A 26375-nucleotide genomic window follows, 5' to 3' on the forward strand; every position below is an offset into this window, starting at 1 on the left:
CCTCCTGCGGTGCCCGCCCTTTCACCGTCAGCCCCACTGCGCCGCATCGCCCACCTCGACATGGACGCCTTCTTCGCGTCGGTCGAGCTGCTGCGTTACCCACAACTCAAGGGGCTGCCAGTGGTGATCGGCGGCGGTCGGCGGCGTGAAGACGCGATGCTCGCGCGGCTGCGCGAGGTCTACCCCGAACGCGCCTGGACCGACGAAGACAGCGCCCACATCCCGGTGGAATTCTTCCCGCGTCTGGAGAGCTACGTCGGCCGGGGTGTGGCCACCACGGCCACCTACCCCGCGCGCCAGTTCGGCGTGGGCTCGGCCATGGGCTTGATGAAGGCCGCCAAGCTCTGTCCGCAGGCCATCCTGCTGCCGGTGGACTTCGACGAGGTGCGCCGCATCTCGCGCCTGTTCAAGAGCACCATCCGCGAGATCGCGCCGGTGGTGGAAGACCGGGGCGTGGACGAGGTTTACATCGACTTCACCGACGTGGCCGGCGGCCAGCGCGAAGGCGGGCGCGTGCTGGCGCGGCTGATCCAGAAGAGCATCCACCAGGCCACGGGCCTGACCTGCTCGATCGGCGTCGCGCCCAACAAGCTCATCGCCAAGATGGCCAGCGAATTCCAGAAACCCAACGGCATCAGCATCGTCCACATCGAAGATCTGGAACGGCTCATCTGGCCGCTGCCCTGCCGCAAGATCAACGGTGTGGGGCCCAAGGCGGACGCGAAGCTGCAGGGCCATGGCATCCACACCATCGGCGAACTCGCGCAGCGCGAGCGGCACTGGCTGGTCGAACACTTCGGCAAGAGCTACGGTGCCTGGTTGCACGACGTGGCCCGGGGCCGCGATGACCGTCCCGTGCAGACCGAGAGCGAGCCGGTGAGCATGAGCCGCGAAACCACCTTCGAGCGCGACCTGCACGCCGTGCGCGACCGCGCCGAGCTCGGCGCCATCCTCACGCAACTCTGCGAACAGGTGGCCGATGACCTGCAGCGCAAGGGCTACGTGGGCAAGACCATCGGCGTGAAGCTGCGCTACGACAACTTCCAGATCGTCACGCGCGACACCACGATCGACCACTACACCCACGACCCGGCCAGCGTGCGCCGCCAGGCCGGCCTGTGCCTCAAGCGGGTCGACCTCACGCGGCGCATCCGCCTGCTCGGCGTGCGCGTGGGAACGCTCGCCAAGGTCGGCGAAGTACCCCTCGAACCCGAACGCCTGCCCGACACCGCGCCGCTGTTCTGATCTCCGCCCAGCGGTCGTTGACGGAGCCTGACGCGAAACTTACATTGACACAGACCGACTGTCAGCCGTCAGCCGCATTCGCTCGGGGGCCTGCCATGTTCTTCTGTCTCAATCTGGCCGAGTTGGAGCGCATCAAGCGCTGGCACGTGGCGCACCGCCAGGAGCATCCCCTGGAATACCAGCTGTGGGACGCGGTGCTCACCGTCTGGGTGATGGGCTGGGTGGGCTGGGTGCCTGCGTTCTATTCGCACGCGCTGTGGCTGGTGCCACTGTGCGTGTTCGGCATCAACATGCCCGGGCTCTATGTGCGGTGGCGGCGCAAGGTGCATGCCGCGCACCGGCTGCGCTGTGACTGGCTTGATGAGTAAGAACACCCCCCTGCGCCGCTGCGCGGCTTCCCTCCTCCGTTGCGCGCCTTCGGCGCTTCGAGGGGGGACGGCATCTTGGGCCGGCGCAGCCGTCCCTCGATGCCTCTGGATGCAGTCACGCGCGCCGGAGAGAGCTGGTGCCTCGGGCCGGCGGCCGTCCCTCGATGCCTCAGGATGGAGTCACGCGCGCCGGATAGGGGTCGGATGGAGTCACGCGGGCGGAAAGGCGACTACAGTGGCCGCACCGTCCGCCAACGACGCCACGCACACGAGGCCCCATGACCGCACCGACCTGCTTTTCCCTCACCACCACCGACCACATTGCGCACCTGGTGTTGAACCGCCCCGCCGAACTCAACACCATGCACCCGACCTTCTGGCGCGAGCTCGACGAACTGCTCACGCAGCTCCACCACGAAGGCAGCGCGCGGGCACTCGTGATCAGCAGCACCGGCAAGCACTTCAGCGCCGGCATGGCGCTGGAGACCTTCGCGGGCGCGATCAGCATGGACGACCAGAGCCCCGAAGGCCGCGCGGCCATCTTCGACCTGCTCACCGACATGCAGGCCACCTTCACCAAGATCGAAAACTTGCGCATCCCGGTGATCTGCGCCATCCAGGGTGGCTGCATCGGCGGTGCGGTCGACATGGTCACGGCCGCCTGCATCCGCTATGCCAGCGCCGACGCCTTCTTCTGCATCCAGGAAATCAACATCGGCATGGTGGCCGACGTGGGCACCTTGCAGCGCCTGCCCAAGCTGGTGCCGTTCGCGGTGGTGAAAGAGCTGGCCTATACAGGGCGCCGACTGCCTGCCGCCCGCGCGATGGCGTATGGCCTGGTGAACGAGGTGTTCGACAACGCCGAGGCCACGCTCGCCGCCGCGCTGCAATGCGCCCAGGAGATCGCCAGCAAACCCCCGGTGGCGATCTGGGGCACCAAGCAGGCCGTGACCTATGCGCGCGACCACACGGTGGAAGACAGCCTGCGCCAGATGGGTTGGCTGCAAGGGGCGATCTGGAGCAACGCCCACGTGCGGGAATCGATCGCGGCGATGAAGGAGAAGCGGGCCGGTGACTTCACACCGCTGTCGGCGCTCAAGCCGTTCACGGCGCTGGGTTGATCGCTCAGGAAAGCCGGTACGTCGCCAGATGCAGGCTCGTCTCGGTGCTGCTGATGCCGCGGATCAGGCGGATGCGCTCGAGCACCTGTGAGAGTTCCGAAAGGCTGGAGGCGCGCAGCTCGGCCAACAGGTCCCAGCGGCCGTTGGTGTCGTGCAGCGCAGCCACGCCCGGCTCGCCCAGCAAGCTGGCGATGACCGCGCGCGTCTGGTTGCCTTCCACTGCCACGCTCATCCAGGCGCCGATCTCGTGAGGCTGTGCGTCTGGCCGCAGGCGCACGGTATAGCCCACGATCATGCCCTCGTCTTCCAGCCGCGCGATGCGGTTGTTGACGGTACCGCGCGACAAGCCCAAGGCCTTGGCCAAAGCCGCGACGTTGGTGCGCGCATCCTTGCGCAGCAGGGCGATCAGTCGTTGGTCCAGCGCGTCCATAGGAGCATTGTGCGATTCGCTGCTGCCAATATGTCAATCTTCTGTCGAAATTCATACAAAGTTGGCGATTGTTTTTGACAGCAGGGGTTGGGAGACTGGGTGCCAGCCCCAAGGACTTCCCATGAACACCCCCGCCCTGCCCACCCTGTTCCTGAGCGCCCAGGACGTCGCCACCCTCGTCCACCGCATCGGACTGCCCACAGTCCTCGAACGCATGGCCGACACGGTCCACGCCGACTATCTGCGCTGGCCCGCCTTCGACAAGTCGGCCCGCGTGGCCCACCACTCGTCCGACGGCGTGATCGAGCTGATGCCGATCGCTGATGACACCACCTACGCCTTCAAGTACGTCAACGGCCATCCCAGGAACACGCGCGCGGGCCTGCCCACCGTGATGGCCTTCGGTGTGCTGGCCGACGTGGCCACCGGTGCGCCGGTGCTGCTGAGCGAGCTTACGCTCACCACGGCGTTGCGCACGGCGGCGATGTCGGTCGTGGCCGCGCGCGCGCTGGCGCGGCCGGACAGCCTCCGCATGGCCCTGATCGGCAACGGCGCGCAGAGCGAGTTCCAGGCCCTGGCCTTCCACCACCTCATGGGCATCGACGAGATCCGCCTCTTCGACACCGATGCCGCCGCCACGCGCAAGCTGATGGCCAACCTCGGGCACGAACCCGGCCTGCGCCTGATCGCTTGCGACAGCGTGGCACAGGCCGTGTGCGGTGCCGACGTGGTGACCACCGTCACCGCCGACAAGACCAACGCCACCATCCTCACACCCGAGATGATCGAGCCCGGCATGCACATCAATGGCGTGGGCGGCGACTGCCCCGGCAAGACGGAGCTGCATCCGGACGTGCTGCGCAAGGCGTCGGTGTTCGTCGAGTACGAGCCGCAGACCCGCATCGAAGGCGACTTGCAGCACCTGCCGGCCGACTTCGCCGTGACCGAACTCTGGCAGGTGCTCGCGGGCCAGGCCGCCGGCCGCACCGGCGCGGCCCAGGTCACGCTGTTCGACTCGGTCGGCTTCGCCTTGGAGGACTATTCGGCGCTGCGCTTCCTGCGCGAAGCGGCGAGCGAACTGGGGCTGGGCCACGCGCTGCCCTTGATCCCCGCCCTGGCCGACCCGAAGGATTTGTTCGGCCTGCTGCGCCAACGCACGCCGCGTAAGCTCGCCCTGGCCGCCTGATACGGCGAGACAGCGCGCTCCGCCTTACGCGTCGAGAAACTCGCGAAACGCCCCGACGACGCGCTCCGCGCTCGATGCATCGACATCCATATGCGTCACGAGCCGCAGGCGGTATTGCCCACTGACCCACACGCTGCGCTGACGCAAATGGTCGATCAGTTGCGGCGTTTTGTCCGCATGTCCCCCACGCAGCTCCAGGAAGAGCACATTGGTCATCGGTGCTTCAACGTGCAAACCGTCCAAGCCCGCCAGCCCGGCGTGCAGACGCTGCGCCAGCCGATGGTCTTCGGCCAACCGTGAAACGTGGTGGTCGAGCGCAAAGAGAGCCGCAGCAGCCAGGACGCCGGTCTGGCGCATCGTCCCGCCCAAGGTACGTCGAAGGCGGCGCGCACGGGCGATGAACGCAGCGCTGCCGCAGAGCGCACTGCCCGCGGGCGCACCCAGCCCCTTGCTGAAGCAGACGGCCACGGAATCAAAGTGGCCTGCGATGCGGCGCGCCTGAGCCAGTGGTGTCAGTCCCAGCGTTTGTGCCTCGTACACCGCCGCATTGAACAGACGGGCGCCGTCCAGGTGGGTCGACAGGCCTTGTTGCGCAGCGAGCGCGCACGCGGCGTCCAGGTACGGCTCGGGCAGCACCTTGCCACCCAGTGTGTTTTCCAGCGCCAGCAACCGGGACGTGGGGCAATGGTCGCCCGGTGGCTTGACCGCGTCGGCGATGCCGGCCAACCCGATACGCCCATCGGCCTCGTGCTCCAGCGGCTGGGGCTGCACGCCGCCCAGCATGGCCGCGCCACCGCCTTCCCACCGATAGCAATGCGCCTGCTGGCCGACGATGTATTCGTCGCCTCGGCCGCAATGTGCCAGGATGGCGCAGAGGTTGGCCTGCGTGCCGGTCGGCATGAACAGCGCCGCCTCGAAACCCAGGAGCGCCGCCACCTTGTCCTGCAGGGCATTGACAGTGGGGTCCTCCCCGTAGCCGTCGTCGCCCAGTGGCGCGCGCGCCATGGCATCGCGCATGGCGGGTGTGGGCTGGGTCAACGTGTCGCTGCGGAGGTCGATGATGGGGTTCATGCGCGCCCCAACCTTCCGCCGAGTTCCTGGTTCACCAGGGACAGCCAGTACGCGATGCCATAGGGCAGAACCTTGTCGTTGAAGTCGTAGTGCGGCGAGTGCACGTTGCCCCCGCCGTCGCCGTCGTGGCGGCCATTGCCGATGAGCATGTAGGCACCGGGGCGTTGGTGCAGCATGTAGGCGAAGTCGTCGCCGGCCGTGATGCGCGGCAAGTCGTCCTGCACCGCCTGTGGTCCCACCACGTCGGTGGCGGCCGACACGGCCGTCAGCGTGGCATCGGGGGTGTTGAACAGCGGAACACACAACCACCAGCAGGTCACCTCTGCGGTCGCGCCTTCGCTCTGTGCGTAGGTTTCGGCGTGTGCGCGGATGCGCGTCTCCAGCAGCGTTTGCGTCTGCGGATTGAAGGCGCGCATGGTGCCCGCAATGGTGAGTTCGGCAGGCATCACGCTCAAGGCCTTCGCATCGCCGGCCCCGAGGTGTCCCACGCTCACGACGGCGGACTCCGTCGGCGCCAGGTTGCGGCTGACGATGGACTGCAGACCGAGGATGAAATGCGCGGCGACGACGCTCAGGTCGTTGCTGCGGTGAGGGCCTTCGCCGCCGTGTCCTCCGGAGCCCTTGAAGACCACGCGAAAGCGCCCAGAAGCGGCCATCATCTCCTTGGGGCGGGTGCCGAAGCTGCCCACCGGCAGGGCCGGGTAACTGTGCATGCCGAAGATTCGGTCGCAGGGGAAGCGTTCGAACAGTTGCTCCTGCAGCATGGCCGGCGCACCGCCCAGGGCTTCTTCCGCGGGCTGGAAGATCAGGTGCACCGTACCTTCGAAATCCGGGTTTTCGGCGAGTGCGCGCGCCGCGCCCAGGAGCATGGCGGTATGGCCGTCGTGGCCGCAGGCGTGCATGCGGCCTGGCACCTTCGAGGCGTGGGCCAGCGCATTGCTTTCGCCGATGGACAGAGCGTCCATGTCGGCGCGCAAGCCGATCGACCGCGCACCCGCACGGCGTCCACGCACCGTGCCGACGACCCCGGTGGTGGCAATCCCCTCGGTCACCTCGACTCCCCACGAACGCAACTTCTCCGCGATCACCGCGGCGGTGCGCGTTTCTTCGAAACCCAGCTCGGGGTGCGCGTGGATATCGCGCCGGATCGCAATGATTTCGTCAAGGCCTTGCTGGGCCACATTCAACAGCGTGCTCATCGTGTGGCTCTCAGTCCTTGCTCAACTTCATCTTCGACACCGTCTCGCGCATCTGCGCGCGGTCCTCCGCCACCTTGGCGGAGAAACCGGCTTGCTCGGCGCGCGCGGCGGGCGACAGGCTCGCGCGCTGGAGCTGGCTGCGCACGCCCTCGTCGGCCAGCAGCGCCGTCAACGCGGCGTTCAGCCGGGTGGCCACGTCCGAGGGGGTGTTCACGGGCACAAAGAGCCCGATCCAGACGTTTTGCTGAAGGTCTTTCAGGTACTGGCCTTCGTTCAAGGTCGGGACCCGCTTGAGGCTTTCATCGCGCCGCAGACTCGTGGTGCCGAAAGCCCGCAAACGGCCTGCCTCGATGTGGTCGGCCGCGGCCGCGGGCGTCACGATGGCGAGGTCGACCTGACCGCCCAGCACGTCGCTGATCAGCGAGGAGCCACCCCGGTAGGGCACGTGCAGCATCGATGCGCCGGTCCTGGCCTGGACCATCTCCATGATGACGTGCTGCATGGAGCCGATGCCGGAGGTGGCGTAGGTGAGCTTGCCCGGGTTGCTGCGCGCGTACTCGACCAGCTCGTCGGTGTTGCGCGCGGGAATGTCCTTGCGCCCCACCAGCACCAGCGACGACTCGCCCACCTTGCCCACCGGCACCAGGTCGTCCACCTTGTAGGGCACGGTGCGGTTCACCAGCGGCACGACCACGACTTCGTTCACCGTGCCCAGCAGCACCGTATAGCCGTCCGCCGGCGCGCGCGCCAGGCGCGCCGCGCCAAGACCGCCACCGGCGCCGCCCACGTTTTCCACGACCACGGGCTGTCCGAGCTGGTTGCCCAACGGCACGTTGATCACACGGGCGATCACATCGGCCGAACCGCCCGCGGGAAAGGGCACGATCAGCGTCACGGGCTTGCTCGGATAGGGCGCGGGCGTGGCGGCCTGGCTGCTCGCCGCGGCCAGGCCCAGCAGCGCGAGAAAAATGGCGAGTCGGACTCGGTTCATGAAGAAGGCACTCCAGATGTTTGCGAGGAGCCGATTCTTTGGCCGCGACCGATGAAGAACAAATGAAAACGCGCCATCAGCTATGTGCTTCTCTTATGGCACATGCAACGGCGCCGCACGCGCTACGCGTGCTGTTTGGCGTAGCGGCGCAGAAACTCCAGAAAGGTACGGGCGGCCGGGCCCAGGTCTTCGCCGGCATGGAGAACACCCAGCGGCGCATAGGGCATGGGCTCCTGCACCGGCAGGATCACAAGCAGACCGAGGTCCACCTGCTGGCGCACCACGCTGTAGGGCGCCAGCATCAGCAGGTGTTCGCTGCGCAGCTGTGTCAGTGTCATGCTCGGCGAGCGCGTGCGCAGCCTGGCGAATCGCGCCACGATGCCGTGCGCCACCATCATCTCCTCCAGCACGCGAATGGCATTGGTGGACGACGGCAGGAGCAGCCAGGTCTCCTGGAGCACCTTGGGCAGGCGCAGGCCGCGCCGCCCCACCAGCGGATGCGCGGGTCCCGCGACCACCACCAACCGGTCCTGCATCAGTTCGGCGTAGTCCCAGCCCTCGGGAATGACGTCTGGTTGTCGGCACAGCAACATGTCCACTTCGCGGTGGGCCATGAGCGCGCTCTGGCCACCCGTGCCGTCTACTTCCTGCAGGTCGATCAGGATGTCCGGCTTGGCGCGGCTGAAGACCGGAGAGGCGCGCACGAGCAAGCCGCTGATGGCGCCATGGATGGCGCCCACACGCACCACGCTGTGCGCATTCAAGTGGCGGTGCGCCACGAACTCGGCGCCCCCTTCCAGCGCCGTCAGGGCACGCCTGACGAAAGGCAGCAGCTCGCGCGCCATGTCGGTGGTACGCATGCCACGCGCGTGGCGGTGGAACAGATCGCACTCCAGCAACTGCTCCAGGTCGGCGATGAGGTGCGTGACCGCGGGCTGCGTCATGCCGATGGCCGTGGCAGCGCGGCTTGCGCTGCTGAACTCCGCCACCGCGGCGAACGCCTGCAGATGACGGAACCGGGCGCCGGCCATGAGGCGCGCAAAAAGAACAGAAGGAGAGGAAACCATTGGTGGATTGTGGACAGAGCCATAAACAGGAGCAATAGCTCACGTCTCAATCTTATTTGTTCTCAATAGGTCTGTTGCCGAAGATGACCAGCGTTCGTCCACCCACAAACCCATGGCACTTCTCATGAAAAAGACCCTGTCCACATTCGCTGTATCGGCCACCTTCTGCGCGGCGGCCGCCGCGCAATCTTCCGTCACCCTGTTCGGCGTTGTCGACCTGAACCTGCGAGCGGTCGACAACGCAAGGGCAGGCAGTCTGACCACGGTCAGCTCCAGCGGCATGGGCAGCAGCGTGCTCGGCTTTCGCGGCACGGAGGACCTCGGTGGTGGCCTGCAAGCCAGTTTCTGGATCGAGACCGGGTTCTTCCCGGACACCGGGGCGTCCGCATCGGCAACCAAGTTCTGGAACCGCCGCACCACCCTGGGACTGAAAAGCACGCGCTGGGGCGAACTCCGAATGGGCCGGGACTACACCGCCACCTTCTGGAACATGCCGACCTACGACCCGTTCTCCACCAACGGGGTGGGCGCCAGCTTCAACATCTTGCCAACGCCCAACATCGTGCCGGTGGCTACCCTTACCCGCGCCGACAACATGCTCGCCTACTACCTGCCCGGCAACCTGGGCGGCGTCGACGGCATGTTGCAGTACGCGTTCGGTGAGGGCGACGATGACAACAAGTACGCTGGCGGGCGCCTGGGCTACGCCGCAGGGCCGTTGAGCACGGCCATTGCCTACGGCAAGACCTGGACCAGGACAAGCACACATGTGCACCTGACCGACTGGGGCGCGTCGTGGAAGTTCAGCGCCGCGACCCTGATGGGGCAGATCATCCACGTCCGGTATGGCCGCTACGCACGCACCAACTACCTCGTCGGCGCCACCATCCCGGTGGGCGCGAACGCCATTCGCGTGTCCTACCTCACGAGCCGGTTCAAAGGGCCGACCGCGATCGCGGACGACGCCCAGCAATTCGCGATCGGCTATGTCCACAACCTGTCCAGGCGCACGGTGCTCTACACCACCGCCTCGGTCCTGAGCAATGGCCGCAATGGCCGCTTCGTATTGCCCAGCGGCCCGGCGGTGACTGCGGCCCACAATGGGCTGCAGTCGAAGGGAGTGGAGTTCGGGATGCGCCACACGTTCTGATGTGAACAGACCCCAACAGGCGATCGGTTGAATCCAGCGGCGCGCTGGGTGCGTATCCAGTTCGCCATGACACGGCCCCGACCTCCCAGCCGCCCCTGCGCACCCAGCCCGGCGCACCCGCGTCCACGGCCCACCCTGGTCTGGAGCCGAGCGGATAACCCCACGCCAGCTCGGGCACGTCACAATGCGCGCATGAGTGACCACCCCGACGATGCCCTCATCGCCCTGATCGACCGCGTGGCCCTGCGCGACGAGAAAGCCCTGAAAGCCCTCTACGACGCGGTGTCGTCCAAGCTCTACGGCTTGTCGCTGCGCGTGGTGGGCAAGCCCGAATGGGCCGAAGACGTGCTCCAGGAAACCTTTCTGCAGATCTGGCGCTCGGCCGGCGACTACCGCGCCAGCCTGAGCCCGCCAATGGCCTGGCTGGGCTTGATCGTGCGCAGCCGTTCGCTGGACTTTCTGCGCCGGCGCAGCGCCGAGCGCACCCACCTCACCGACGAGATCGACGAGGCGATGGCCGACACGATGGCCGGCGACGCGCCCAACCCCATGGACGTGAGCTTGGCCAGCCAGCAAGCCTGGGCGCTGCACCAGTGCCTGGGGCGGCTGGAGAGCCGCCAGCGCGAGGTGGTCAGCCTGGCCTACCTGCGCGACCTGAGCCATGGCGAACTGGCCTCGCAGCTCAAGCTGCCGCTGGGTACCGTCAAGACCTGGATCCGCCGCGGGCTGGACCAGCTTCGCACCTGCATGGCGCACTTTGCGTGAGGACGGCCGCGCCATGAACCTCATCCAACACCCCGAACTGCTCGATCGACTCGCCGCCGCCCACGCGCTGGGCACGCTGCGCGGTGGCGCGCGCCGCCGCTTCGAAGCCATGGCGCGCGAACAGGCGCCCGTGCGCGCCGCTGCCCTGGTGTGGCAAAGCCGCGTTGCCAGCATGAACGAATTGCAGGCACCCGCCGAGCCGGCCCCTGCGGTCTGGACACGCATTGAAAACCTGGTGCACGCCGACCAACAGCAACAGGCCATGGCCAGCGCGCGCTCGCGGCCGGCTCCGCCGCGCAGCGGTGGCTGGTTGCGCAGCCTGGCGCTGTGGCGCGGCGCCACCGCGGCCGGTGCCCTGGCCACGGTGCTGGCGGTGGTCACCGCCGTGGGCCTGCGCGACAACCTGGGCGCGCGGATCGGCGAGCTGCAGGCCCAGCTGGACACGGCGCCGCAAGTGCAATACGTTGCCGTGCTGCACGACGACAATGCCCGCGCGTCCATGCTGGTCACCTTCGACCCGAAACACAACCAGCTGACATTGCAGCGCGTGAGCGGCTTTCAGGAAGCGAGCGACAAGTCGCTGCAGCTCTGGGCGCTGCCCCCTTCGGGCGGCCCGCGTTCACTGGGCGTGCTGAGCCACGAACGGCTGCTGCAGCTCACGGCGGGCGAAGGCGATGTGCACGAAGTGCCCACGCTCGCCGTCACCCTGGAACCCAAGGGCGGCGTACCGGTCGGCAGCGGCCCCACCGGGCCTGTGCTGTTCAAGGGCGCACTGATTCAGAAAATGCTCTGACGCCCCCAGCCCGTGCGGCGTGGCGGCTACTGCCGCGCCGTGCGCACGTTGGCCGGTGGCGATTGCGGGTGGCTGCTGCGCCAGGGGTTGATGTCGAGCCCGCCACGGCGCGTGTAGCGCGCATACACGGTGAGCTTGGCGGGCTTGCAGCGCTGCCAGATGTCCATGTAGATGCGTTCGACGCATTGCTCGTGGAATTCGTTGTGGTTGCGAAAACTCACGATGTACCGCAGCAGGCCGGCCTGGTCGATCTGCGGGCCGCTGTACGCGATCTGCACGCTGCCCCAGTCGGGCTGGCCGGTCACCAGGCAGTTGCTCTTGAGCAGGTGGCTCACCAAGGTCTCGGTCACCGGCTTCTCGTTCAGCGCGGCGCCCAGCAGCTCGGGCGCGGGCTGGTATTGCGAGCACTCCACATCGAGCCGGTCCAGCAGGAGGCCGCTGAGTTCGTGCATTGGCTCGCGGTCGAACTGCTCGGGCAGCAACAGCTTCACGCCCGCACCGGCCTGCACCGGGCCACCGTGCCAGATGGCGGCGCTCACGTCGTGGCGGATGGCGTCGCGCACCGCGTCGGCGCTGGAGAAACGGGTGTTGTTGAAGCTGTTGAGGTAGAGCTTGAACGACTTGCTCTCCACGATGTGCGTGCTCTCGCAGGGCACGGTGATGTGGGCCAGCGCCACCATCGGCTTGCCGCGCGTGTTGAGCCAGCTCAGTTCGAACGCGGTCCAGAGATCGGCACCGAGAAAGGGCACGCTGCCCTGGATGCCGATCTCGCGCCGCTTGGTCTCTCGCGGCAGTGGGAAGAGCAGCGAAGCGTCGTACTGATCGACGTAGGCCGAGGTCTTGCCGAGCTGCGATTGTTCGGGCGTGTGGGCATCCATCAGACGAACTCTCTTTCGCGCAGCCACTTGGTCGCGATCCATTTTTCACCCTCGATCACGGGCGCCCCGCCATGCAAGGTTCTGGTGGAGGGATAGGGCCGGTCGTAGCTGAAGAACACCGCGTTGCCGCGCACCGGCGCCACTTCCAGGCCCACGTCGGGGAAGGTGGTGCCGCCACCGCGCGTGGGTTCGTTGAGGTACATCACCAGGGTGGCCACGCGTTGTCCGCCACGGCGCAGGATGGTGGGCGTGCCCGGCTCGCTGGGATCGAAGTAGTCGTAGTGCGGTTTGTACTCCGCGCCCGGCTTGTAGTTGAGCACCTGGAAGCCTTCGCCGTTTTCCAGCGGCCAGTTGAGCAGCCGTGCGATGCGCGCTTCCACGAGCGCTACCTCGGGCGTTTCGCCGCGCGCGAAAAACATGCCGCTGCTGGTGCGGTCCTCGTTCTCCTCTTCGCCGCCGGTCTTGGTCTGCACCGTGAGCGAGCGCGCCAGGCGCGGGCGCGCGGATTCGATCAAGGCCTCGCACTCTTCGACGCTCAACAGGTTGCCCAGCACGACCACACGCGGATTGTTCAACGTGACGACCACGTCGACCATGCGGTCGCCCGCGTCGAGCTGGCGCGGTGATTCGCTCAGCGCGAAATCGGGCACCGGCACACCGACCGATGGGTCCTGGGTCTGCGCCTGCGCCACGGCTTGCGCCTGCGCCATGGCGGCCGGGTTGTCGCGCAGGTGTTCGCGCAAGGTGGATTCCATCGCGTTCACCGCCACGGCCTCGTTCCATCCCGAGGCCACCATGGACGCGAGCACCGCCTCGGGTTGGAAGCCGGCCGAGGCCTGCTCGATGATCCAGCGGCGCAGTTCGGGGGTGATCTTCTGGCTCATGGCGATGTCGGGTCCTGCTGTTCACGGCGAAACACCAGCCGGTCGGGCGACGACGCGGCGGGCACGTAGCGGTAGCCCTCCAGGTCAAAGCCCTTGAGCTGTTCGGGCGTGCTGGCGCGCTGCATGACAGCGTAGCGCACCATGAGGCCGCGCGCCCGTTTTGCCATGAAGCTGATGATCTTGTAGCCATCGCCCTTGCGCTCTTCAAACGCGCAGGTCACCACGCGCGGCAGCAGGGCTTTGCGGTCCACCACCTTGAAGTACTCCTCGCTGGCCAGGTTGATCACCACCGGGCTGAGATCGGCCTTGGCGCGCCGGTTGAGGTAGTCGGCCACTTGCGTGCCCCAGAACTGGTAGAGATTCTTGCCTTTGGGCGTCTGCAGGCGCGTGCCCATTTCCAGACGGTAGGGCTGCATCCGGTCCAGCGGACGCAGCACACCATACAGCCCGCTCAGGATGCACAGGTGCTGCTGCAGCCAGTCCAGCTCGGGCTCGCCCAGGCTTTTGGCGTCCAGGCCGCCGTACACGTCGCCATCGAAGGCGAGCACGGCCTGCTTGGCGTTTTTCGCGGTGAACCTGGGCCGCCAGGCCTGGTAACGCGCCACGTTCAGCCCCGAGAGCGCGTCGGACAGGTCCATGAGTTCGGCGATCTGCTGGGGCGATTTTTCGCGCAGGACGTCGATGAGCTCGGTCGCCTGCTTGACGAACAGCGGCTGGGTGTGGGTGGGGACGTGCGGCGGGGTCTCGTAGTCGAGGGCCTTGGCGGGCGAGATCAGGAAGAGCATCTTGGAGTGAAAGCGCGGGGTGGACACCCAGGGGAGTTCTGGCGAAAAGCTTCGATTATGACCATCGGTGCGGGGTGCTTCGGGGGCATCGACACCCGTTGCGCAAAGCCGCAAACTGGGGTCGACCTCAAAGCCCCAGAATTACGATAAGAGAAATGCGTTGCATAATGGTGAATCGTAAAGTCGCCCTTCCGACCAGGAGAACGCCATGCCGAATCCCGCCGCCCTGCCCCCGCCCGCGCCCATCCAGCAGTTGCACCACTACGCTTACCGCGCCAAGGATGCCGAGGAAACGCGCCGCTTCTATGAGGACATCCTGGGCCTGCCGCTGTACCACATCATCCAGAGCGACCACGTGCCCAGCACGGGCGAGTACTGCCCGTACACGCACTTCTTCTTCCGCCTGCAGGACGGTTCGTTCATCGCCTTCTTCGACCTGGGCGACGACATCGCGGCCGAGCCGTCGCCCAACACGCCCAAGTGGGTCAACCACATCAGCTTTCGCGTGAACACGGTGCAGGAGCTGGAGAACACCAAGGCACGGCTGGAGGCCGCCGGCATCGAGGTGCTGGGCGTGACCGACCACCACATCTTCAAGAGCATCTACTTCTTCGATCCCAACGGCATCCGCCTGGAGTTGACCGCGCAACTGGCCGACGAATTCCAGATGCTGCAGGAAAGCAAGACCACGCACGCACGGCTGGCCGAGTGGACGGCGCGCAAGGAACAGTGGCGGCGGGAACGCTCTGAAGGGAAGTCTTCGGCACCGCTCAAGCCGCAGCAGAACGATCGGCCTGAGGTGGTGGGGCGGTCTTAAAGGTTGTTGGTGTTGGCGTGGGTCCGGTCGGCACGCAACCACTAGAGAAGAAACAACGAACGACACACGACAAACGCGACGTACCTTGGTTCGATGTCGTAGGGCGTTCTGCGCAGCGGGGTAAAGGAGGAGCCGCCCTCCCGGCGGCGGGGGACACCCGCGGAGCAGAGCGCCCTGCGGCATCGAGCCCGCGAGGTAGAGGAGAGCAAAAGAGAGAGAGAGAGAGAGAGAGACAACGTGAACACCAGCGAACACGAAGAGGAACAACGCATGTCACGAACCGCGTACCAGGAAACCACCCACACCAACAGCTACGAGTTCACCAGCGGCAAGGGCTACGTGCTGCCCGAATACCCGTTCGTGCCACCCCCTGAATTGCAAAAGGGACCACGTGCAAGGCATCCGATCGTCATCGTGGGCGGAGGCATCACCGGCCTCACGCTGGCTTGCTCGCTGGCGCGCCTGGGCACACGCGCAGTGCTGATCGACGAGGACAACACCGTGGGCGTCAAGGGTGCTTCGTCGCGCGGCATCTGCTACACGCAGAAATCGCTGGAGATTTTCGACCGCCTGGGCATCTACGAGCGCATCGCCGCCAAAGGCACGCAATGGAGCGTGGGCCGCACCTTCGCGGGCGACGACGAGGTCTACAACTTCGACCTGCGCCAGCAAGGCGCCTTCCACCTCTCCACCCAACCGCCCTTCATCAACATCCAGCAGTTCTACATCGAGGCCTTCCTGGTCGAGCGCATCCAGCAACTGGGCCACGTCGAACTGCGCTGGCAAAACCGCCTCACTGCCTTCGAGCAGAACGCCGAGTGCGCGACCCTCACCATCGACACGCCGGCCGGTCCGTACCGCATCGAAGCCGAACACGTGATCGACGCCACCGGCTCCAACAGCCCCCTGCGCAAGTGGCTCCACGTGCCCTTCGACTCGCGCCGCGGCGACGACCGCTGGTGCATCGCCGACGTGCGCTTCACCACCCACCCGCCGGTGGAGCGCCACACCTGGATCGAAGCGCCCTTCAACGAAAACCGCGCCGTGTGGCAACACCTCATGGCCGACGGCGTCTGGCGCATCGACTACCAGATGGCACCCAACGCCGACCCCGCCGCCGTGAGCCGCGAGGACGTGGTGCGCGAGCGCCTGGCACGCCAGTTCGGACCCGACGTGGGCGTGGACATCGTCTGGGTCGGCCCCTACGCCTACCGCAGCGAATGCGTGCATGCCCTGCGCCACGGCCGCGTGTTCCTCATGGGCGATTCGGCCAAGGTCGTCAGCCCCTTTGGCGCGCGTGGTGGCAACACCGGCGTCGCTGATGCCGACAACCTGGCCTGGAAGCTGGCCGCCGTGCGAAGTGGCAAAGCCCCTGCCACGCTGCTGAAGAGCTACGAAGACGAACGCCTGGAAGCGGCGCAGCAGAACGTGAACGTCACAAACCGCACAGCGCGCTTCTTGCGGCCGGCCGACGGCAGCGAACGGCTGTTCCGTTGCGCGGCCATCGGCCTGGCCCGGCAGTACCCGTTCGCCCGCGCGCTTATCAATACCGGGCGCATGGCCGTGGCCAACCCCTACAGCCGCTCCACCGTCTGCACCTACGGGCCGGGCAGCGCGGCGGGCCAGTCGGTGCAGAACGTGCCCTTCACCTGGGCCGATGGCACAACCGGCCGAGTCAACGATCTACTGAACTGGGCCGATGGCGACTTGCTGGTGCTGACCTTCGGCCCGCTCGCGCCCACCGACGCGCCGCGCCTGCGCCGGCTGTGCGCACACGCGCCGGTGCGCGCGCTGCAAGTGCTGGAGAGCGGCGCCCCAGCGCAAGCGGTGGAGCACGTGCGCGATCCCCAGGGGCAATTGCGTGGCGCATGCCAGGTCGAGGGCCCTGCCTGGGCGCTGCTGCGACCCGATGGCTATCTGGCCGCCACGGGGAGCGCCATCGACGCCACCCTCGTCGTCGCCCTCGAACGCGCGCTCGGATTGCAGGAGGACACGCCATGAACACGACCTTGAATTTCCAGGATGCCGACACCTTCTACGAACAGCTGCTCGACGCCCACGCCGGTCTCAGCCGCGAAGATGCCGAACTGCTCAATGCGCGACTGATCCTGCTGCTGGCCAACCAGATCGGTGACGCGCAGGTGCTCAAAGACTGCATCGCAGCGGCCCAACGCCTGCCTCGCTAAAATCGACCGCTTCCCTGCTTTCCCAGACGGCATCCTGCGGGATGCCGTTTTTACTTTGGCGCGCCCATGACCGACACCCTGAACCAGCCTGGCCTGCAATCCCTGGCCAAATCGTTCGAACCCGCTCCGCTCGAAGCCCGTTGGGGCCCCGAATGGGAACAGCGCGGTCTGGGCGTCGCGGGCTACCGCGGCACGGGCCAGCCCCAGGCGGACGCGCCCTCGTTCGCGATCCAGCTGCCGCCCCCGAACGTGACCGGCACCTTGCACATGGGCCACGCGTTCAACCAGACCATCATGGACAGCCTCACGCGCTACCACCGCATGGCCGGCGCGAACACGGTGTGGGTGCCGGGCACGGACCACGCCGGCATCGCCACCCAGATCGTGGTGGAACGCCAGCTGCAGGCCCAGGGCATCAGCCGCCACGACATGGGCCCCACGCCCGTCGAGGCGCGCAAGAACTTCGTCGCCAAGGTCTGGGAATGGAAGGAACAGAGCGGCAACACCATCACCACGCAGATGCGCCGCATGGGCGACAGCGTGGACTGGAGCCGCGAGTACTTCACCATGGACGACAAGTTGTCGACCATCGTCACCGAAACCTTCGTGCGCCTGTACGAGCAGGGCCTGATCTACCGCGGCAAGCGCCTGGTGAACTGGGACCCGGTGCTCAAGACCGCGGTGTCCGACCTCGAAGTGGAGAGCGAAGAGGAAGAAGGCTCCCTCTGGCACATCGCCTACCCCTTGAGCGACTGCAGCGGCTCGCTCACCGTCGCCACCACCCGACCTGAGACCATGCTGGGCGACGTGGCGGTGATGGTGCACCCGCAAGACGAGCGCTACACCGAGCTCATCGGCAAGACCGTGCGCCTGCCGCTGTGCGATCGCGACATCCCGGTGATCGCCGACGCGTACGTGGACCGCGAATTCGGCACCGGCGTGGTCAAGGTCACGCCCGCGCACGACAACAACGACTACGCCGTGGGCCAGCGCCACGGGCTGCCCCTGATCGGCGTGCTCACGCTGGACGCGGCCATCAACGAGAACGCGCCGCCCAAGTACCAGGGCATGGACCGTTTCGTGGCGCGCAAGGCCATCGTGGCCGACCTCGAAGCCGCCGGCCTGCTGGTGGAGACCAAGAAGCACAAGCTCATGGTGCCGCGCTGCGCGCGCACCGGGCAAGTCATTGAGCCGATGCTCACGGACCAGTGGTTCGTGGCCATGAGCAAGGTGAGCGAGCAGGACCCTACGGGCAAGTCGATCGCGCAAAAGGCCATCGACGCCGTCGCCTCTGGCCAGGTCAGCTTCGTGCCCGAGAACTGGGTCAACACCTACAACCAGTGGATGAACAACATCCAGGACTGGTGCATTTCGCGCCAGCTCTGGTGGGGGCATCAGATCCCGGCCTGGTACGACGAAGCGGGCAACGTGATCGTGGCACGCAACGAAGCCGAGGCCCAGGCCAAGGCGCCGGGAAAGACGCTCACGCGCGACCCGGACGTGCTCGACACCTGGTACTCGTCCGCGCTCGTCCCCTTCAGCACCATGGGCTGGCCGAACCAGACAGACAGCGCCACCGACGACTACAACCTCTACCTGCCCAGCACCGTGCTGGTGACGGGCTACGACATCATTTTCTTCTGGGTCGCCCGGATGATCATGATGACGACCCACTTCACCGGCCGCGTGCCGTTCAAGCACGTCTACATCCACGGCCTGGTGCGCGACGCGCAGGGCCAGAAGATGAGCAAGAGCGAAGGCAACGTGCTCGACCCGGTGGACCTGATCGACGGCATTTCGCTCGCGCCGCTGCTGGAGAAACGCACCACCGGCCTGCGCAAGCCCGAGACCGCGCCCAAGGTGCGCAAGCAGACCGAGAAGGAATTCCCCGAAGGCATTCCCGCCTACGGTGCCGACGCGCTGCGCTTCACCTTCGCCGCGCTGGCCTCGCTGGGCCGCAGCATCAACTTCGACAGCAAGCGCTGCGAGGGCTACCGCAATTTCTGCAACAAGCTCTGGAACGCCACGCGCTTCACGCTGATGAACTGCGAAGGCCACGACTGCGGCCTGAAAGAGCACACCAAGGCCGAATGCGCGCCGGGCCAGCCCTTCCACAACTACATGTCCTTCAGCCAGGCCGACCGCTGGATCAGCTCGGTGCTGCAGAAAGTGGAAGCCGAAGTCGCCAAGGGCTTCGCCGAGTACCGCCTGGACAACGTGGCCAACGCGATCTACGACTTCGTCTGGAACGAGTTCTGCGACTGGTACCTGGAAATCGCCAAGGTGCAGATCCAGACCGGCAACGAGTCGCAACAGCGCGCCACGCGGCGCACGCTGATCCGCACGCTCGAAGCCATCCTGCGTCTGGCGCACCCGATCATCCCGTTCATCACCGAAGAGCTGTGGCAGAAGGTCGCACCCGTGGCGGGCCTGCCGGGCGAATCGGTGAGCGTGGCGCGCTACCCCGAAGCGCAGCCGAACAAGATCGACGAAGCCGCCATCGCCCACGTGGTCAAGCTCAAGTCCCTGGTCGATGCCTGCCGCACGCTGCGCGGCGAGATGAATGTCTCGCCGGCCACCCGCCTGCCACTGTACGTGGTCGGCGACACCGACTTCATGCGCGCCGCCGGCCCGGTGCTGCAAGCGCTGGCCAAGCTGGGCGAAGTGCGCGTGTTCGACGACGAAGCCGCCTGGGCTGCTGCCGCGCAGGCCGCGCCGGTGGCTGTGGTGGGGGAAGCCCGCCTGTGCCTGTTCATGGAGATCGACGTGGCCGCGGAAAGGGCCCGCCTGGGCAAGGAAGCCGCGCGCCTGGAAGGAGAGATCACCAAGGCCCACGGCAAACTCTCCAACGAAGCCTTCGTGGCCAAGGCACCGCCGGCGGTGATCGACCAGGAAAAGAAACGCGTGGCCGATTTCAGCGCGACGCTGGGCAAGGTGCGCGAGCAGTTGCAGCGGCTGGGCGCGTAAGGCCAAAGAAGGCGGCGAAGAAGCCCACAAACGCTCCGGCGCGAGAAGCCCCGTCCAGAAATGCCGCGGGACTGGCTTTGCCAGACCGCAGGCATTGCCCCCTTTCAAGGGGGGACGCGCGCAGCGCGGCGGGGGGTTAACTCCTGTGCAACGCGATGGAACTCCACTGCGACGGCGTCACCGCCTGCGGGTCACCCATCGTGTCCTGGAACTCCGGGTTGTCGAACACCGAAAAGTCGCTCGTACGAGCCTCGATCTTCGCGCTCTCTGGCGAGAGCGTCTCGTGGATGCGGTGCGCCAGGTACCAGCTCGCTCGCAGTTTGGCTTCCCGGGTGTGCGAGCCCAGCCGCGGCGTGAGGTGCAGGTTGGGGATGCCATAAAGCGGCGTGCCCTCGGCGGCGAACTTCGGATTGGCGCCGTCGAGCATGCAGGCGTCGATGCGGCCGTCGCACAGCGCCAATGCCAGCGCCTCGGCGTCGAACAACGCACTGCGGCTCACGCCGACCCACAACTGGCCCGGCTTGCAGTGGTTGAGGGTGCGCTCGTTGATCCAGCCACGGTAGCGCGAGGCGTACACCATCTGCAGCGAAATGGCGTCCGAATGCGTCAGCAGCTCCTGCATGGTGACGGGTTCGACCTTGAGCTTGTCCCAGACGTCCGCCGCGTAGTGCACCGCCGGGTCGTAACCCAACAGGCGCACGCCCAGGCTGCGCAGCATGGGCGCCAGGGCGTGGGCGACGGGGGCCAGGCCCAGCAGGCCTACCGTGCTGCCCGAGAGCTCGCGGCCCATGCGCACCTGGGAGAGCGTGCGCCCCAGCAGGGCACTGACCATGCCGCGCCGGTACAGCATCAGCAGGCCATACAGGATGTACTCGGCATTGGAGCGCACGGTGGCGCTGCGGGCCTGCAGCACGCGCACGTTGCGGCGGGCGCAGGCGTCCAGGTCGGTGTTGTCGCTGGAGATCTGCATGCGCGCCACGATCTCCAGCTTGGGCGCGAAATCCAGGAACTCGGCCGTCACCACCACGTGCGGCGGCAACACGAGCGCGCGGCTCTTGGAGATGTGCTTGCGCAGTTCCAGCGGGTCGTCGGCCAGCTCCGGCCGGAAGGTGACCTCATGGCGCTCCTGCAACCAGGCCAGGGCCTCGGGCACGAGCGGATCGAGCAACAGGATTTCCATGGTGGCAGGGCTTCGAAGAGGAGTGTTTTCGGAATGCGCCTGCCGGAAATCAGCGGCGCTTGAGCAGGCTGATGTGATCCCCGCCCACGGTCTCCTGTTGCAGCAGCACGTTGCCGGTTTGCTTGGCAAAGGCCTGGAAATCGCGCACGGAGCCGGCGTCGGTCGAAATCACCTTCAGCGTCTGGCCGCTGAGCATGTCGGCCAGCGCCTTCTTGGCCTTGAGGATCGGCAACGGGCAGTTCAGGCCGCGGGCATCGAGTTCTTTGTCGGCAGTCATGGGTATGGGATAGGTCGGAGGAACGCTGGATTTTAAGCCGTGCCACGCACGAAGGGTCGATCGGTTCAGCGCGCCATGTCTTCCATGAACACCGGCTCATGCCCCTGCGAGCGCAGCCACTGCGCCAGCGCCATGCCGGTGCCGGCGCGCCAGCAGCGCACCTGTTCGGGCCTCATGAGCTTGTAATCCACCAACTCGGGAGACAGCCGCACCTCGCCATGCGCACGCGCGTGGTAGGTGATGATGACTTGGTTCATGCGCTGGAAATCGTGCACGCCCACGAGCGAGAGCGCGTCCACCGACAGCGCCGTCTCCTCGGCAATCTCGCGCCGGATGCCCTCTTCGGGCGTTTCGCCGGCCTCCATGAAACCCGTGATCAGGCCGTACATCTTGTTCATCCACGCGGCATTGCGCGCGAGCAGGATCTGGCCCTCGACTTCCACAATGGCCGCCAGCACCGGCGTGGGATTGTTCCAGTGCGTGAAGCCGCAGGCCGGGCAGCGCAGGCGTTGCACCAGCCCGCCGTCTTCCTCCTGGGCGATCAGGGTAAGCGGCGTCGCGCATTGGGGACAGAAGCGGAATTCGGCGCTCATGCGGGTCGTCGCCCCGGCCTCAGGCCGGGAACACACCGGTGGAGAGGTAACGGTCGCCGCGGTCGCACACCACGAAGACGATGGTGGCGTTCTCCACCGTTCGGGCCAGCTGCTGCGCGACCCAGCAGGCGCCGGCCGCCGAAATGCCGCCGAAGATGCCCTCTTCGCGCGCCAACTGGCGGCACATGGCCTCGGCGTCGTTCTGGCTCACGTACACCAGTTCGTCGACCGAGCTCGGGTCGTAGATCTTGGGCAGGTACTCGGTGGGCCACTTGCGGATGCCCGGGATGCGCGAGCCCTCGCTGGGCTGCGCGCCGATGATGCGGATGGCCGGGTTCTTTTCCTTGAGGAAACGCGAAACACCGGTGATGGTGCCGGTGGTGCCCATGGCGCTCACGAAGTGGGTGATGCGCCCTTGCGTCTGCGCCCAGAGCTCCGGGCCGGTGGTCTCGTAGTGGATGCGCGGGTTGTCGGCGTTGGCGAACTGGTCGAGCACGCGGCCCTTGCCCTCGGCCTGCATCTTCTCGGCCAGATCGCGCGCGGACTCCATGCCCCCGCTCTTGGAGGTGAGGATGAGTTCGGCGCCGAAGGCCTTCATGGTCTGCGCACGTTCGATGGACAGGTCCTCCGGCATGATCAGCACCATGCGGTAGCCCTTGATAGCCGCGGCCATCGCCAGCGCGATGCCGGTGTTGCCCGAGGTGGCTTCGATCAGGGTGTCGCCGGGCTTGATGTCGCCGCGCTCCTCGGCGCGCCGGATCATGGAGACTGCGGGCCTGTCCTTCACCGAGCCGGCCGGGTTGTTGCCCTCCAGCTTGCCCAGGATCACGTTGCCTCGTTTTGCGTTGTCGGCAGCGCCGATGCGCTGCAGGGCCACCAGGGGTGTGTTTCCGATGGCGTCTTCAATCGTCGGGTAGTTCATGCCAGCACTGTGCCATAATTTCCGCTTCCGCTCAGAGCTGCCCGGGTGGTGAAATTGGTAGACGCGCCGGACTCAAAATCCGGTTCCGAAAGGAGTGTCGGTTCGATTCCGACCCCGGGCACCACGTGATCGCTGCCTAGCGATCCTCATCGACGTATCGCTCTCGGCGCTCCCCCTATTTGCATTTGCGATTGAACGGTTCTGCCCTTGAGCCGTTTCCGAGCGCCTCTACAGGCTGCTCAAAATCGGGGCGATTCATTTGCGGCATGCTGCCATAAAACAATCGTCTGGCGAAAGACGCCCAGGCGGGCTATGGTGCCCCTGCGCACCGGGACAAGGGCCCACATGAGGCACCGACGGGCGTGGAGACCACACCCGGATGAGCCCTAAAACCGTCATCACATGCGCCATCGTCGGCGCCAGCACCAGCCGTTCCCAGTCGCCCCACCTGCCCATCACGCCGGCCGAAATCGCCCAATCGGCGCTGGACGCCGCGCGTGCCGGTGCTGCCGCCGTGCACATCCACGTGCGCGATCCGCAGACCGAGAAGGCCAGCATGGACGTGGCGCTGTACGCCGAAGTCGTGCAGCGTATCCGCGACGCGGGATCGCCCATCATCATCAACCTGACCACCGGCGCCGGCGCGCGCTTCGTGCCCAGCGCACACGACCCGAAGGTCGCCGGACCGGGCACCACCCTGGTAGCGCCCGAGCACCGCGTGCAACACATCCTGGCGCTCAAGCCCGACGTCGCCACGCTAGACCTCAACACCATGACCTCGCGCAACCAGGTCGTGATGAACACGCCGGACATGGCCCGTGAGATGGCGCGCCACATCCAGGCGGTCGGCGCCGTGCCCGAGATGGAGTTGTTCGACTCGGGCGACATCCAGTTGGCCAACGCGCTGATTGACGAAGGCACCGTGAAAGGGCCGTACCTCTTTTCCTTCGTGCTCGGCGTGAAATACGGCTTTGTGTCGACCCCCGAAACCGTGCAATACGCGCGCAACCAGTTGCCTGCGGGGGCGCACTGGACCGCCATCGGAATTGGCAAGCAGTCGTTCCCCATGGTGGCGCAAAGCTGGCTGATGGGTGGACACGCCCGGGTAGGCATGGAGGACAACGTGTACCTCGGCAAAGGCAGACTCGCCCGAACGAACGCGGAACTCGTCGAACAGGCGGTCAACCTCCTCCATCTGCTGGGCGGTGAGGTCGCGTCGCCGGCCGAAGCCCGCGCCCTCTGGGGCCTACGCACCTCGCCTGGCGTGCCGGCCTCCGACCCGCTGGAGAGGAGGGCCGCATGAGACGCGAATTCCTCAAAAGGTCCGCGGCCCTGTCGGCGTCGCTCGCCACCTTCCCATGGGCCTTCGCGCAGTCCGACTGGCCCAGCCGCCCAATCACCTTGCTCGTGCCATATCCGCCGGGCGGAGCGCTGGATCCCATCGCCCGCGCACTGGCCGCGCAACTGCCACCTCTGCTGGGACAACCGGTGGTGGTCGTGAACCGCCCGGGCGGCAACACCTCTATCGCCTCGACCGCCGTCCACCGGGCCGAGCCCGATGGCTACCTCCTCGTGATCAACTCGCCGACGACACAGGTCCTGCACACCATGCAGGCGCCACGCGGCTACGACCCCATCAAAGGGTTCACACCCGTGGCGACGGTGTCGCATGGCGACTGGGTGCTGGCGGTGCATGCGTCCGTGCCTGCCGAGACCTTGCCCGCGTTCTTGGCCTACGCGCGCGCCAACCCGCAGAAGGTCAGCGCCGGCGTCACGGGCGCGGGCACGGCGGATCACATGGGCACGGAGCTGTTCAAGCACGCCGCCGGCCTGAACATCATGTCCGTACCGTTCAAAGGCTCGGGTCCCGCGCTCGTCGATCTCATTGCGGGGCGTGTGCAGATGATGATCAGCACCAAGACCGTGCTGCAGCCGCAGATCGACGCGGGCAAACTGCGTTTGTTGGCCTACACCAGCCAGCCACCGGGCGAGACGTCCGTGCCCACCTTCGCGCAGCATGGTCTCGCAGGCTTCGAAGTGTTTGGCACCACCCTCATGGTGCTGGGCCCGCCCGACATGCCCGCCGCCATCGTGGACAAGCTGAGCAGCACGATCAAGCGTGCCATCCAGATGCCCGAGACCAAGGCGATGCTCGCGAAGGTCAACCAACGTCCGCTGTACGACGCTCCAGAAGGCACGCACAAACGCCTGGTGACCGCACAGGCGACCTTCTCCGATATCGTGCGCAAGACTGGCATCAAGTTCGAGGAGTGAACTGGAACACCCCCCTGCGCCGCTAACGCGGCTTCCCCCCTCTCTGGCGCGCCTTCGGCGCTTGGAGGGGGGACGGCATCTCGGGCCGGCGCAGCCGTCCCTCGATGCCTCTGGATTCAGGCACGCGCGCCGGAAAGGGGGGCGGTATCTCGGACCGACGGAGGTTCTATGGATAGAAGTCAAGCGCTGGGTGCATATCGCTGAGGCTCGAATGGTTTGCCAGAGCGCCAGACGGCAAAGGCGATACGCAGGAGCTTGCGAGCCAGTACAACGAGGGCTTCGGTGGTCTTCAGGCCGCGCTGGCGCAAAGCCTTGTACGTGGCTTCAAATGTCTTGGTGTGGCAGGCCGACATGGCGGCGAGGTACATCTGGCGTCGTAGAGCCGGTTGTCCGCGTTTTGAGAGCCTTCGGTGGCCTCGACTGCGGCCCGAATCACAGGCACGCGGGTCCAGCCCACTGTAGGCCACCAAGGCATCGGCGCTGGCAAAGTCCAGCTGGGCCAGCACGCTGGCCAGCAATGCACTGCTTTGCGCGCCCACGCCCACGATGCTTTGCAGTAAAGCCCGTTGCTCTGCCAAGCGGGCATCCTTTGCGAACAGTGCTGCGATGCGCGCATCCATGGCCTTGAGCAGCGTGGCGAAGGCCGCATCCAGGGCCCCTAGCTCGGCAGCGATGGCTGCATCACAGCCCTGTAGCGACTGGTGCAGCGCGGTGCGTTTGGTCACTACCGTCCAACGCTGCGCGAGCAGGGTGTTGACCTGAGCGAGCGCGGGGCAGCAAGCCTGCCAGGGGTGCAGGTGCTCATGATGTTCAAGAAGGTAACGGGCGATCACATGGGCATCGAGCCGATCGGTCTTGGCCCGAGCGCCCAGGGCGCGGGCGTAGAAGAACACATCGCGGGCGTTGAGCACGAACACCTGCAGACCCGCTGCGTGTGCCAGGGTGGCGAGCAGTTGGTGGTAGCGCCCGGTGGACTCCATGGCCACAAGGGTGTTGTCTGGTAGCTCACGCAGCCAGGCGCTGATGGCGCCGACCTCGTTGGCGATGCTGCGGCATCCTGGTTGGGAGGCCGTGGCGACGACGAGTTCGGCCTTGGCCACATCTACCCCGATGAACACATGGACTTCTTGCATGGCAACCTCCTGCGAGAAAGAATGGCAAGTGTTGGGGTGGAAATTCCCGCCAGCCGCGTTAGCTTGCTTCAAGATCGGCGCTACTGGGTGCCG

Annotated in this window: 26 protein-coding genes and 1 tRNA gene; 14 read left to right on the plus strand and 13 right to left on the minus strand. The window is 66.5% G+C overall.

From position 1 onward, the window contains the following. The first annotated feature begins 60 nt into the window (after positions 1–60). The 3 genes from F9K07_RS23450 to F9K07_RS23460 all read left to right on the plus strand — a co-directional run bounded on the left by F9K07_RS23450 (position 61) and on the right by F9K07_RS23460 (position 2734). Positions 61–1245 carry a Y-family DNA polymerase gene (locus tag F9K07_RS23450; RefSeq protein WP_159597072.1) on the plus strand — a complete coding sequence of 395 codons (1185 nt, stop codon included), beginning with the start codon at positions 61–63 and terminating at the stop codon, positions 1243–1245. 95 nt (positions 1246–1340) lie between these two features. Next, complete coding sequence (locus F9K07_RS23455; protein ID WP_159595706.1) at positions 1341–1613, plus strand: hypothetical protein; 273 nt, start codon at positions 1341–1343, stop codon at positions 1611–1613. 278 nt (positions 1614–1891) lie between these two features. Next, complete coding sequence (locus tag F9K07_RS23460; RefSeq protein ID WP_159595707.1) at positions 1892–2734, plus strand: enoyl-CoA hydratase-related protein; 843 nt, start codon at positions 1892–1894, stop codon at positions 2732–2734. A gap of 4 nt (positions 2735–2738) precedes the next feature. On the opposite strand, the gene F9K07_RS23465 is transcribed toward F9K07_RS23460, so the two are convergent. Then, positions 2739–3164, minus strand: a complete 426-nt coding sequence (locus tag F9K07_RS23465; protein WP_159595708.1) for an Lrp/AsnC family transcriptional regulator — start codon at positions 3162–3164, stop codon at positions 2739–2741. A 121-nt stretch (positions 3165–3285) separates the two neighbouring features. On the opposite strand from F9K07_RS23465, the gene F9K07_RS23470 reads away from it, so the two are divergent. Beyond that, entirely contained in the window at positions 3286–4350 is a 1065-nt protein-coding gene (locus F9K07_RS23470) for an ornithine cyclodeaminase (protein WP_159595709.1), read from the plus strand. A gap of 24 nt (positions 4351–4374) precedes the next feature. On the opposite strand, the gene ltaE is transcribed toward F9K07_RS23470, so the two are convergent. The 4 genes from ltaE to F9K07_RS23490 all read right to left on the minus strand — a co-directional run bounded on the left by ltaE (position 4375) and on the right by F9K07_RS23490 (position 8678). Next, positions 4375–5421, minus strand: a complete 1047-nt coding sequence (gene ltaE / locus F9K07_RS23475; protein WP_159595710.1) for a low-specificity L-threonine aldolase — start codon at positions 5419–5421, stop codon at positions 4375–4377. After that, positions 5418–6620 carry a M20 aminoacylase family protein gene (locus F9K07_RS23480; protein WP_159595711.1) on the minus strand — a complete coding sequence of 401 codons (1203 nt, stop codon included), beginning with the start codon at positions 6618–6620 and terminating at the stop codon, positions 5418–5420. Before F9K07_RS23480 ends, ltaE begins: the two co-directional genes overlap by 4 nt. A gap of 10 nt (positions 6621–6630) precedes the next feature. After that, positions 6631–7611: a tripartite tricarboxylate transporter substrate binding protein gene (locus F9K07_RS23485; RefSeq protein ID WP_159595712.1), complete on the minus strand. Its 981-nt coding sequence runs from the start codon at positions 7609–7611 to the stop codon at positions 6631–6633. A gap of 122 nt (positions 7612–7733) precedes the next feature. Next, a complete protein-coding gene (locus tag F9K07_RS23490) occupies positions 7734–8678 on the minus strand; it encodes a LysR family transcriptional regulator (RefSeq protein WP_159595713.1) in 945 nt (314 codons plus the stop codon). Positions 8679–8802: 124 nt separating this feature from the next. On the opposite strand from F9K07_RS23490, the gene F9K07_RS23495 reads away from it, so the two are divergent. The 3 genes from F9K07_RS23495 (at position 8803) to F9K07_RS23505 (ending at position 11386) form a co-directional block, all read left to right on the plus strand. Beyond that, positions 8803–9828, plus strand: a complete 1026-nt coding sequence (locus tag F9K07_RS23495) for a porin (protein WP_159595714.1) — start codon at positions 8803–8805, stop codon at positions 9826–9828. Positions 9829–10020: 192 nt separating this feature from the next. Beyond that, positions 10021–10593 (plus strand): RNA polymerase sigma factor, encoded by a 573-nt coding sequence (locus tag F9K07_RS23500; protein ID WP_159595715.1) that lies wholly within the window; start codon positions 10021–10023, stop codon positions 10591–10593. A gap of 13 nt (positions 10594–10606) precedes the next feature. Next, positions 10607–11386 carry an anti-sigma factor gene (locus F9K07_RS23505; RefSeq protein ID WP_159595716.1) on the plus strand — a complete coding sequence of 260 codons (780 nt, stop codon included), beginning with the start codon at positions 10607–10609 and terminating at the stop codon, positions 11384–11386. Positions 11387–11412: 26 nt separating this feature from the next. Here the strand turns inward: F9K07_RS23505 and queF are convergent, their stop codons facing one another. From queF to yaaA, 3 genes are read right to left on the minus strand one after another with little or no spacing between them, the layout of a single operon-like run. After that, on the minus strand, positions 11413–12264 hold the full coding sequence (queF, locus tag F9K07_RS23510) for an NADPH-dependent 7-cyano-7-deazaguanine reductase QueF (protein ID WP_159595717.1): 852 nt from the start codon (positions 12262–12264) through the stop codon (positions 11413–11415). Beyond that, a complete protein-coding gene (locus F9K07_RS23515) occupies positions 12264–13148 on the minus strand; it encodes a 2OG-Fe(II) oxygenase (protein WP_159595718.1) in 885 nt (294 codons plus the stop codon). The genes queF and F9K07_RS23515 overlap by 1 nt, the downstream gene beginning before the upstream one ends. Continuing rightward, positions 13145–13933: a peroxide stress protein YaaA gene (gene yaaA, locus F9K07_RS23520; protein ID WP_159595719.1), complete on the minus strand. Its 789-nt coding sequence runs from the start codon at positions 13931–13933 to the stop codon at positions 13145–13147. Before yaaA ends, F9K07_RS23515 begins: the two co-directional genes overlap by 4 nt. Positions 13934–14141: 208 nt before the next feature. Between yaaA and F9K07_RS23525 the strand changes: the two genes are divergently transcribed. The 4 genes from F9K07_RS23525 (at position 14142) to F9K07_RS23540 (ending at position 19903) form a co-directional block, all read left to right on the plus strand. Next, positions 14142–14750, plus strand: a complete 609-nt coding sequence (locus F9K07_RS23525) for a VOC family protein (RefSeq protein ID WP_159595720.1) — start codon at positions 14142–14144, stop codon at positions 14748–14750. Between the two features lie 270 nt (positions 14751–15020). Beyond that, positions 15021–16751, plus strand: a complete 1731-nt coding sequence (locus F9K07_RS23530; RefSeq protein WP_159595721.1) for an FAD-dependent oxidoreductase — start codon at positions 15021–15023, stop codon at positions 16749–16751. After that, entirely contained in the window at positions 16748–16936 is a 189-nt protein-coding gene (locus F9K07_RS23535) for a DUF2783 domain-containing protein (RefSeq protein ID WP_159595722.1), read from the plus strand. Before F9K07_RS23530 ends, F9K07_RS23535 begins: the two co-directional genes overlap by 4 nt. A gap of 66 nt (positions 16937–17002) precedes the next feature. Continuing rightward, positions 17003–19903 (plus strand): valine--tRNA ligase, encoded by a 2901-nt coding sequence (locus F9K07_RS23540; protein WP_159595723.1) that lies wholly within the window; start codon positions 17003–17005, stop codon positions 19901–19903. A 136-nt stretch (positions 19904–20039) separates the two neighbouring features. On the opposite strand, the gene F9K07_RS23545 is transcribed toward F9K07_RS23540, so the two are convergent. The 4 genes from F9K07_RS23545 to cysM all read right to left on the minus strand — a co-directional run bounded on the left by F9K07_RS23545 (position 20040) and on the right by cysM (position 22875). Next, the gene (locus F9K07_RS23545; RefSeq protein WP_159595724.1) at positions 20040–21083 is read right to left on the minus strand and encodes an NAD(P)-dependent oxidoreductase; all 1044 of its coding nucleotides are present in this window, start codon (positions 21081–21083) and stop codon (positions 20040–20042) included. A 49-nt stretch (positions 21084–21132) separates the two neighbouring features. Further along, the gene (locus F9K07_RS23550; protein WP_159595725.1) at positions 21133–21360 is read right to left on the minus strand and encodes a sulfurtransferase TusA family protein; all 228 of its coding nucleotides are present in this window, start codon (positions 21358–21360) and stop codon (positions 21133–21135) included. A gap of 65 nt (positions 21361–21425) precedes the next feature. Continuing rightward, a complete protein-coding gene (locus F9K07_RS23555) occupies positions 21426–21953 on the minus strand; it encodes an NUDIX domain-containing protein (RefSeq protein ID WP_159595726.1) in 528 nt (175 codons plus the stop codon). A gap of 19 nt (positions 21954–21972) precedes the next feature. Further along, entirely contained in the window at positions 21973–22875 is a 903-nt protein-coding gene (gene cysM, locus F9K07_RS23560) for a cysteine synthase CysM (protein WP_159595727.1), read from the minus strand. 39 nt (positions 22876–22914) lie between these two features. Between cysM and F9K07_RS23565 the strand changes: the two genes are divergently transcribed. From F9K07_RS23565 to F9K07_RS23575, 3 genes are all read left to right on the plus strand, one after another. After that, positions 22915–22999: transfer RNA gene (locus F9K07_RS23565), tRNA-Leu, on the plus strand. 255 nt (positions 23000–23254) lie between these two features. Further along, positions 23255–24178 carry a 3-keto-5-aminohexanoate cleavage protein gene (locus F9K07_RS23570; protein WP_159595728.1) on the plus strand — a complete coding sequence of 308 codons (924 nt, stop codon included), beginning with the start codon at positions 23255–23257 and terminating at the stop codon, positions 24176–24178. Continuing rightward, positions 24175–25149: a Bug family tripartite tricarboxylate transporter substrate binding protein gene (locus F9K07_RS23575; protein ID WP_159595729.1), complete on the plus strand. Its 975-nt coding sequence runs from the start codon at positions 24175–24177 to the stop codon at positions 25147–25149. Before F9K07_RS23570 ends, F9K07_RS23575 begins: the two co-directional genes overlap by 4 nt. 179 nt (positions 25150–25328) lie before the next feature. Here F9K07_RS23575 and F9K07_RS23580 read toward each other — a convergent pair whose 3' ends face one another. Next, the gene (locus tag F9K07_RS23580) at positions 25329–26282 is read right to left on the minus strand and encodes an IS110 family transposase (RefSeq protein ID WP_159593437.1); all 954 of its coding nucleotides are present in this window, start codon (positions 26280–26282) and stop codon (positions 25329–25331) included. Positions 26283–26375: the final 93 nt, after the last annotated feature.

Source organism: Hydrogenophaga sp. BPS33 (assembly GCF_009859475.1).
Taxonomy (GTDB): domain Bacteria; phylum Pseudomonadota; class Gammaproteobacteria; order Burkholderiales; family Burkholderiaceae_C; genus Hydrogenophaga.